Annotated in this window: 9 protein-coding genes; 7 read left to right on the top strand and 2 right to left on the bottom strand. The window is 70.4% G+C overall.

Annotated elements, in window-relative coordinates; all coding sequences use genetic code 11:
* Positions 1–240: 240 nt before the first annotated feature.
* Positions 241–1,842, bottom strand: a complete 1,602-nt coding sequence (locus K6I34_RS24610; RefSeq protein ID WP_229328522.1) for a Na+/H+ antiporter — start codon at positions 1,840–1,842, stop codon at positions 241–243.
* 56 nt (positions 1,843–1,898) lie between these two features.
* On the opposite strand from K6I34_RS24610, the gene K6I34_RS24605 reads away from it, so the two are divergent.
* From K6I34_RS24605 to K6I34_RS24585, 5 genes are all read left to right on the top strand, one after another.
* Positions 1,899–2,159: a UBP-type zinc finger domain-containing protein gene (locus K6I34_RS24605; RefSeq protein WP_229328521.1), complete on the top strand. Its 261-nt coding sequence runs from the start codon at positions 1,899–1,901 to the stop codon at positions 2,157–2,159.
* 278 nt (positions 2,160–2,437) lie between these two features.
* Entirely contained in the window at positions 2,438–4,390 is a 1,953-nt protein-coding gene (locus tag K6I34_RS24600; RefSeq protein ID WP_229328520.1) for a transposase, read from the top strand.
* On the top strand, positions 4,387–4,932 hold the full coding sequence (locus K6I34_RS24595; protein WP_229328519.1) for a GNAT family N-acetyltransferase: 546 nt from the start codon (positions 4,387–4,389) through the stop codon (positions 4,930–4,932). Before K6I34_RS24600 ends, K6I34_RS24595 begins: the two co-directional genes overlap by 4 nt.
* A 208-nt stretch (positions 4,933–5,140) precedes the next feature.
* Positions 5,141–5,554, top strand: coding sequence for an anti-sigma regulatory factor (locus K6I34_RS24590; protein WP_121799588.1), 414 nt, complete (start codon positions 5,141–5,143; stop codon positions 5,552–5,554).
* 16 nt (positions 5,555–5,570) lie between these two features.
* The gene (locus K6I34_RS24585; RefSeq protein WP_374231001.1) at positions 5,571–6,503 is read left to right on the top strand and encodes an RNA polymerase sigma factor SigF; all 933 of its coding nucleotides are present in this window, start codon (positions 5,571–5,573) and stop codon (positions 6,501–6,503) included.
* A 101-nt stretch (positions 6,504–6,604) separates the two neighbouring features.
* Here the strand turns inward: K6I34_RS24585 and K6I34_RS24580 are convergent, their stop codons facing one another.
* A complete protein-coding gene (locus K6I34_RS24580) occupies positions 6,605–7,108 on the bottom strand; it encodes a hypothetical protein (protein WP_238489694.1) in 504 nt (167 codons plus the stop codon).
* 101 nt (positions 7,109–7,209) lie between these two features.
* Here K6I34_RS24580 and K6I34_RS24575 point away from each other — a divergent pair, with 101 nt between their 5' ends.
* Both K6I34_RS24575 and K6I34_RS24570 read left to right on the top strand, forming a co-directional pair.
* Entirely contained in the window at positions 7,210–8,178 is a 969-nt protein-coding gene (locus K6I34_RS24575) for a diacylglycerol kinase family protein (RefSeq protein ID WP_229328517.1), read from the top strand.
* A 330-nt stretch (positions 8,179–8,508) separates the two neighbouring features.
* The gene (locus K6I34_RS24570; RefSeq protein WP_004937597.1) at positions 8,509–8,766 is read left to right on the top strand and encodes a WhiB family transcriptional regulator; all 258 of its coding nucleotides are present in this window, start codon (positions 8,509–8,511) and stop codon (positions 8,764–8,766) included.
* Positions 8,767–9,000: the final 234 nt, after the last annotated feature.

Raw genomic sequence — 9,000 nt, 5'->3', positions numbered from 1 at the left:
CCCTCCCCCAGACTCCGTCCGGGAGGTGCCCCCAGCCGTGCGGAACGCCTGCCCACAAACGGGAAGGTAAGACGCAGGGCGCGCCCCATCAGGGGCGCGGGGAACTGCGCGACCAGCCCCCACCGGCCCGCAGACGCACGCGCAGCGCAGACGCACCCCGATAGGCGCCGCGCAGCGGGCCGCAGCCGCGCGCCAAGCGCAAGACGCACCCCGGTAGGCGCACCCACCCCGGACAACACCTCACGGCTCCATCTCCTCCCGGTAAGCCGCCGCCTCCTCCAGATCCAACCGGCGCAGCAAGCTGCGCAGCATCTCGTCGTCGATACGACGAGCGTCCCGCAACCGCACGAAAACCTCCCTCTCCGCCCCGATCACCTCCCGCGCCAGCCGCCGGTAGATGTCGTCCGCCGACTCCCCCGAGAGCTCGTTCACCGCGCCGAGCCGCTCCCACACCGCGTTGCGCCGCCGTTCCAGGACGGACCGCAACCGGTCGGCGAGCGGCTCCGGCAGCGTGTTGCGCGGGTCGGCGAGAAGCTCGTCGAGGCGGCGCTCCGCGGCCTGGGACGCCTCGCTCTGGGCCTGGGCCTCGGCGAGGGTCACCGCGCTCGGGTCGGGCGCGGGCAGCCGCAGGCGCCGGATGAGCGGGGGGAGGGTGAGGCCCTGGACGACCAGTGTGCCGATGACGGTGGTGAAGGTGAGGAACAGGACCAGGTTGCGGGCCGGGAACGGCTGCCCGCCGTGCGTGGTCTCGGGGATCGAGAAGGCGATCGCGAGGGAGACCACCCCGCGCATCCCGGCCCAGCCGACCACGAGCGGCGCCTTCCACGTGGTGTCGGGCTCCCGTTCGCGGATACGGGCGGAGAGGGCGCGCGGCAGGAACGTCGCGGGGAAGACCCAGACGAAGCGGGCCGCGACCACGGCGGCGAAGACGGCGGACGCGTACCAGAGGGCGGCCTGCCCCAGCCCCGTCCCCAGGCCGCGCATCACCACGGGCAGCTGGAGCCCGATGAGCGCGAACACCGCGGACTCCAGAACGAAGGCGACCATGCGCCAGACCGCGGCCTCCTGGAGCCGGGTCGCGAAGTCGACCTGCCAGGAGCGGTGCCCGAGGTAGAGGCCGACGACCACGACGGCGAGCACCCCGGACGCCTCGACCTCCTCCGCGGCCGCGTAGGCGGCGAAGGGGATGAGGAGGGAAAGGGTGTTCTGCAGGAGCGGCTCGCGCAGGTGGGTGCGCAGCCAGTGCAGCGGCACCATGAGCAGCAGCCCGACCGCGACGCCGCCGACCGACGCGACCGCGAACTCGCGCAGGCCCTCGCCCCAGGTGGCGCCCTCCCCCACGGCCGCGGCGAGCGCGACCTTGTAGGCGGTGATCGCGGTCGCGTCGTTCACCAGGGACTCGCCCTGGAGGATGGTGGTGATCCGGGACGGCAGGCCGAGGCGGCGCGCGATCGCCGTGGCGGCGACGGCGTCGGGCGGCGCGACGACGGCGCCGAGCACGAGGGCGGCGGTGAGCGGCATGCCGGGGACGACCAGATAGGCCACCCAGCCGACGGCGAGGGTCGCGAAGAGGACGTAGCCGACCGACAGCAGGGCCACGGGGCGGATGTTGGCACGCAGATCGAGGTACGAGCTGTCGAGCGCGGCCGTGTGCAGCAGGGGCGGCAGCAGCAGCGGCAGCACGATCCCGGGGTCGAGGGCGTACTCGGGCACCCCGGGCACGTAGGAGGCGAGCAGCCCGACGGCGACGAGCAGCAGGGGCGCGGGCACGGGTGTGCGCCGGGCGGCTCCGGCGACCGCGGCGCTGGCCGCGACGAGCATCAGCAGGGGCATGACGTCCACCGGCCCCGACCCCTCTCCGTTCGAACCACCCGGTCGGTCGTTTTAGTCTGGCAATCATGAGCGAGTGCCCGCACATTACCGAGCTGCCGCGCCCCGAGCCCGAGCCGAGGAGCGAGACGTGCCCGGAGTGCGCGGTGGCGGGCAGCCATCCGGTGCAGCTGCGGCTGTGCCTGGTCTGCGGGCATGTGGGCTGCTGCGACTCCTCGCCGTACCAGCACGCGACCCGGCACTTCGAGGAGACCGGGCACGCGGTCATGCGCAGCTTCGAGCCGGGACAGAGCTGGCGCTGGTGCTACGCGCACCGGCGCATCGTCTGAGGGCACCGCGTGCGGCCCGCCACCCTGCTGCCGGACGCCCCCGCCGACCGTGAAGGGCAGTCCTGTCGCCTACCAGGCATCTGCATGTCTGGGAATCATTGCCGCTATTGGAAGCATTCCGCCCCGACCGTCATGACCGAACCCATAATGTGGTGTACCGCAAGTCAGCTCGTTTTCGATGGGGGGTGACGGTGGTGCAGGCTGCCCGGACGCGGAGGTTCCGGGGGAAGAACAAGGCCCCGAAGTGGACCAGGCCCGATGACGGGATGATGTCGGTGATGGTGCTGCCGTTGGCCGTCACCGACCCCGCTGACCGTGACCGGCTGGAGAAACTGTTCGGCGCGATGTGGTCCGTCAAGCGGGCCGTCCAGCGTGACGCCCGCGCCAAGGTCGATGCTTACTGGGCGGCCAGGCGCGAGCGTGACCGCGACGGAGCGAAGGCCGTACGGCAGCGTCTCGGCCTGTCCCGTGAGGCCTTGGAGCGCTGCGCCTACCGACACTTGGAGAACGCCGGGCACCTCAAGCACCATGTTTCGAAGGCCCTGGCCATGCACATGGCCGATGAGGTGTGGAACGGCGTACAGCGGCACCTGTTCGCGGATACCAGCGGCAAGCGCTCCGGACGCCCGAAGGTGAGGCGTTGGCATGATTTCACCCGGATTCCGGGCCGCGCCCGTTCCCACACCACCGCGAACAAGTGGGAGACCTTCCGGCTCGTCGGCACCCTCCACGGCCACACCATGGACTACTGCGCCGACGCCCAGCGCACACTGACGCAACCCCTGCGGATGCCGAAGCCCACTGTCCCGACCGGCACCGTGCCCACGGGCAAGGTCGCCGCATCGGGCAAGCCCGGCATGCGCAAAGCCACCTGGTGGGACCACACCGGCCCCCTCGCCGTGGTGTTCACCGGCGGGCCGGACTCCAGCCGGGGTGATCTCGTACTACCGGTCCGTCTCCCCCAGGGGGCAGGGCAGTGGGCCAGGGCCGAGCACTTCCTCGGCGACCCCGGCCGCTGGCACAAGGTGGATCTCGTGCGCCGCCGGAAGTCGTCCGCGCCAGGTGGCTGGGTCTATGAGGCGCATCTGACGGTCCTCGGCCCCGGATACGCCTCCCCTGCCGTACGCCGGATGCGGCAACAGGCCGCCCAGCTCAACCGGATCGGCGGTGTGGACGGCAACGTCTCCAACCTCTCCGTCGTCTCCTTCCCCGCTTCCTTGGACCCCGCGGAGGGGCGGGCCAAGTCCTCCGAGATCACACTCACCAGGGAGGAGAAGGCACGGCTGGAGAGGGAAGCGCGGAAACGCCGGGGCCGTGCCAGGGCGCTGGAACGCTCCCGCAGGGCGACGAACGCCGCACAGTACAGGCTGTCGAAGAAGCAGCAGCACCGGGCCGAACGCCGCGCTGCCGGGGGCCTGCCGGAGAAGAAAGTCACCGTCCCCGGCGGTGCCCGTACCACCCGCGACGATGGGGTACCGAGGCGCGCGTTCCGCCGTGATCGGCTGTCGGCCGACTACCGTCGGATGCGTGCTCGCCAGGCAGAGACCACCGTCGGTGCTGCCGAGCACCGACGCCACCGCGCCCGGGCTGTGGCGAGGGAGATCATCACCGCCCACGGGCCGAACCTGGTGGCGGAGGACTGCGACATCCGCACCTGGTACAAGCTGTGGGGCAAACGCCTCTCCCAGACCACGCCCAGCATGCTCATCAACGCCCTGGACAAGGAATGCCGGGCCGCCGGAGGCCGCCTCGTCCGGGCCTCCACCTGGACCACAGCTCTGTCCCAGTACTGCCTGTGCGGCGAGCGCGTCACCAAGACACTGCGGGACCGTGAGCACCGGTGCACCTCCTGCGGCCTCGTCGGCAAGCGCGACCTCGTGTCCGCCGCACTGGCCGTCTTCGTCCGCTTCAAGGACACAGGCGCCCCCGAAACCGCATACCTGGACGCCGTTCTGTCCCGGCACGCACAGATCATCTTCGCCACAGGGCTGGAAGAAGCCCTGCGTGAGTCAACCACACCGCGCCAGAACACCCCCCGGGGTACTGGTCACGTGGCAGTCCCCTGTCAGCGGGCGACCTCTGCTCACCGAACCGCCGGAAAGCGACGCCGAGCAACCCCGGACGAGCCACGCCCTGTGCGTGACCGCACCGGAAAGCCCGCCCCCGCACCGCGTGCAATCCACAGCTCGCCTCTGGTGAACCGTGGATCAAGTCTTAACATGCAGACATGATCCGACCCGCCACCCCCGCCGACGTCCCCGTCGTGCACGCCATGATCCGCGAACTGGCGGAGTACGAACGGGCGCTGGAGGAAGCGAAGGCGACCGAGGAACAGCTGCGCGAGGCCCTGTTCGGAGCGCGCCCCGCGGCCTTCGCACTGATAGCGGAGAGTGACGAGACCGTCGTCGAGGACGGGATCGCGGCGGGCGACCCCGTCGGCTTCGCGCTCTGGTTCCGCAACTTCTCCACCTGGACGGGTACGCACGGTATCTACCTGGAGGACCTCTACGTACGGCCGCGGGCGCGCGGCGGAGGCCACGGCAAGGCCCTCCTCGCGGCGCTCGCGCGGATCTGCGTGGACCGCGGCTATCAGCGTTTCGAATGGTCAGTGCTGGACTGGAACGCGCCCTCGATCGGGTTCTACAAGTCGCTGGGCGCCGAGCCGATGAGCGAATGGACAGTGCAACGACTTTCCGGAGAACCGCTCCACACTCTTGCGGCGCTCGCGCAGAGTGACGAAAATCCCAACCAGGCGACTGCTCTTTCGATTTGAGACCGCCAGACCCTAGCGACTGTCCGTACTCATGGGTTTACCATGAGTGACAGTCGCGGGGCCGCTCCACGGAACGGCGGATCGCGATAGCGTCGCAGCCGGACCATGTGCCGCACCGGGCCGCGCGAGACCCCTTCCGACGAAGGGGCCGGCAGCGGGGCCGGTGCCCGTTACAGCTCAAGAAGCTTGTGTCACCTTGGAGGTGAGGGTGTCCCAGATCGCAGGCGAGCCCGGGACCCAGGACTTCGTGGAAGTCCGGCTGCCCGCTGCGGGTGCCTACCTGTCGGTGCTGCGGACGGCGACCGCCGGCCTCGCGGCCCGTTTGGACTTCACCCTCGACGAGATCGAGGACTTGCGCATCGCGGTGGACGAGGCGTGCGCGATCCTTCTGCAACAAGCCGTGCCCGGCTCCGTACTCAGCTGCGTGTTCCGCCTCATCGACGACGCCCTGCAGGTGACCGTCTCGGCCCCCACCACGGACGGCCGGGCGCCCGAGCGCGACACCTTCGCCTGGACGGTGCTCTCCGCCTTGGCCGGCAAGGTCGACTCGACGGTCGGGGACGACAAGACGGTCAGCATCAGCCTGTACAAGGAGCGCGGCGCCGGCCCCGGACAGCCGTGACGAAAGAGGGGGCTCCGTGAGTACTGCATCGTCGCGGGGAGTGCGTACCCCGGCCATCCCGCAGCAGCCCGCCCGGCAGCTGCCGGCGGAACCGGGTGATCCGGTGCTGCCGGGGCCGGGCGAGGCGAGCGACCCACCAGAGCGGGCGGACCACATGGAAGAGCATCAGCAGCAGTGGCACCAGCACCCCACCGCGCAGGACCGCAGTGGGGCCCGTGCCCTGTTCGTCGAGCTGCGGTCGCTGCCGGACGGCTCGCTCGAACGCGCCCAGCTGCGCAATCACCTCGTGCAGATGCACCTGCCCCTGGTGGAGCACCTGGCCCGGCGGTTCCGCAACCGCGGTGAGCCGCTCGACGACCTCACCCAGGTCGCCACGATCGGCCTGATCAAGTCCGTGGACCGCTTCGACCCCGACCGCGGGGTGGAGTTCTCGACCTACGCGACGCCCACGGTCGTCGGCGAGATCAAGCGGCACTTCCGGGACAAGGGCTGGGCGGTACGGGTGCCGCGCCGCCTCCAGGAGCTCCGGCTGGCCCTGACCACGGCCACGGCGGAGCTCTCGCAGCGGCACGGCCGCGCCCCCACCGTGCACGAGCTCGCCGAGCACCTGGGAATCTCCGAGGAGGAGGTACTGGAGGGGCTGGAGTCCGCCAATGCCTACAGCACCCTCTCCCTGGACGTCCCCGACACGGACGACGAGTCCCCGGCCGTCGCGGACACCCTGGGCGCGGAGGACGAGGCGCTGGAGGGCGTCGAGTACCGCGAGTCGCTCAAGCCACTGCTGGAGGACCTGCCGCCGCGCGAGAAGAAGATCCTGCTGCTGCGGTTCTTCGGCAACATGACCCAGTCGCAGATCGCGCAGGAGGTCGGCATCTCCCAGATGCACGTCTCCCGCCTCCTGGCCCGCACACTGGCCCAGCTGCGGGACCGGCTGCTGATCGAGGAGTAAGCGGAGCCGGGGCTCCGCCCCGGTCCCCGTTCGTGCGTCTGCGGGCCGGTGGGGGCTGGTCGCGCAGTTCCCCGCGCCCCTTACGGGGCGCGCACCGCGCGTCAGCCTTCGCGCGGGCCGATCCCGAGCGCTTCCGTGGCGGTGGGGTTCACCACCAACCCCAAAGTGACCACAGCCACCACCGCCAACAGCACGCCGCAGGCGATCAGCACACCGCCACCGTTCCACAGCGTCCAAGCCACCGGCAGCGCCATGATCTGCGTGGCCATCGCCGGCCCGCGGCTCCACCGCTTGAGCTGCCACAGGCCGCGCGCCGCCGCCAGCGGCAGGACGGCCAGGGCGAGCACGGTCACGGCGAGCATCTCCGCCTGCTGGGGGCTCTGCGGCTTCCCGAGCACGCCCATGACCAGCAGATACACCCCGCCGATCAGGAGCGCGAGCCCCTCGATCCCGCAGGACGCGGCCGCCCAGACGATGCGTCGCGGCCGCGGACCCGCGGCGGGCTCGGCGACGGGCGCCGCGGGCACAGGCGTGCGGGGGCCCTTGCGGGTGGACTTCGGCGCGGACTGCTTGCTGCTCACCACGCCAGGGTAGCCCTGGCACATTCCGTGACGGGCCAGGCGCGGACGCGGTGTGAGCCACGGGACACCGGTTGATTACGGGGCTGGGACCGTTCGTGTACCGACAGGTAGGTAGGCTGGCGCGCATGCGTGCGCTTCTTGTGGTCAACCCGTCGGCCACCACCACCAGTGCCCGTACCCGTGATGTCCTGGTGCACGCGCTCGCCAGCGACCTCAAGCTGGAGGTCGCCACCACGGAGTACCGGGGGCACGCCAGGGACCTGGCGCGCCGGGCCGCGGAGAGCGGCTCCACGGAGCTCGTGGTCGCGCTCGGCGGCGACGGCACGGTCAACGAGGTGGTCAACGGGCTCCTCCACGGCGGCCCCGACCCCGAGGGCCTGCCCCGGCTGGCCGTGGTGCCCGGCGGTTCCACCAATGTCTTCGCCCGCGCGCTGGGCCTGCCCAACGATGTGGTCGAGGCCACGGGCGCCCTGCTGGACGCGCTGCGCGAGGGCAGCGAGCGCACGGTCGGCCTCGGGCTCGCAGCGGGCACCCCGGGCACGGCGGACGAGGGCGTTCCGGAGCGCTGGTTCACCTTCTGCGCGGGCTTCGGCTTCGACGCGGGCGTCGTGGGCCGGGTGGAGCAGCAGCGCGAGCGCGGCAAGCGTTCGACCCACGCCCTGTACGTGCGACAAGTGGTCCGTCAATTCTTCGGCGAGCCGAACCGGCGGCACGGCACGATCACCCTCGAACGGCCTGGCGAGGAGCCACTCGAGAATCTCGTCATGTCGATAATCTGCAACACGGCGCCGTGGTCGTACCTGGGCAACCGGCCGATCTACGCCTCGCCGCGCGCGTCCTTCGACACCGCCCTTGACGTGCTCGGATTCACCAAACTGTCCACGGCGGCGGCGGGCCGGCACATCGCACAGCTGATGACGTCGACCCCCGACAAGGGGCCGCACGGAAAACATGCCGTGTCCCTGCACGACCAGACCGCGTTCACCTTGCATTCGCAGGTTCCGCTGCCCTTCCAGATGGACGGTGACCACCTCGGACTGCGTACGAGCGTGACGTTCACAGGCGTTCGCCGTGCACTGCGTGTGATTGTGTGAGTGCCAGGGCCTAAAGTCCTTCCACTCGAACGTTTAGGCTGGGTTCCACCCCCTGGAAGTACGGCTGTGACCTAGCCGACACCGAGGAATCAAAAAAAACTTTCCAGAAGGGGTTGTATCCGCCGCCGAGGTTTGCGAGTCTCTACGTGGCGATCGGGACAACCCCTCATCAGGGCATCCCGGTACGACCCGAACCCCCTCCCTTTACTTTGGACTACCCCAGTTTCGGCTGGGCGTCAGCCCTTCCCTTGCGGGGGGATTCGTGAAAGCGTTCACATTCACAAGCCACGTACAAGCAACGTAGCCGCATTACGAGGAGATGGAGCAGCCATGGACTGGCGTCACAACGCCGTTTGCCGCGAGGAAGACCCCGAGCTGTTCTTCCCCATCGGCAACACCGGTCCTGCGCTGCTGCAGATCGAGGAAGCCAAGGCCGTCTGCCGCCGCTGCCCCGTCATGGAGCAGTGCCTGCAGTGGGCGCTCGAGTCCGGCCAGGACTCCGGCGTCTGGGGTGGCCTCAGCGAGGACGAGCGCCGCGCCATGAAGCGCCGCGCCGCTCGCAACCGGGCACGCAACGCGACCGCCTGACCCACCCCACACGGCCCCCGAGCCGCAGCGCGCAGTACCCCCCGATGCGCATGCTTTGAGCCTCGCACCTTTGGTGCGGGGCTCCTTGCGTTGTGGCTCCGCCGGTTTCCGGTGGGGGTTGCTGTGGGTGGGAAGAGTTTTCTCCGGGGGCTGCGCCCCCAGACCCCCTTCGGGGCTCCGCCCCGGACCCCGATGGGGCTGATGGGGCTACGCCCCCAGCCCCCGCTTCCGGGG

This window comes from Streptomyces sp. UNOC14_S4 (assembly GCF_020740835.1).
Classification (GTDB): domain Bacteria; phylum Actinomycetota; class Actinomycetes; order Streptomycetales; family Streptomycetaceae; genus Streptomyces.
Note: the sequence above shows the minus strand (reverse complement) of the source record. Positions and strands in the feature narration are given on the sequence as shown.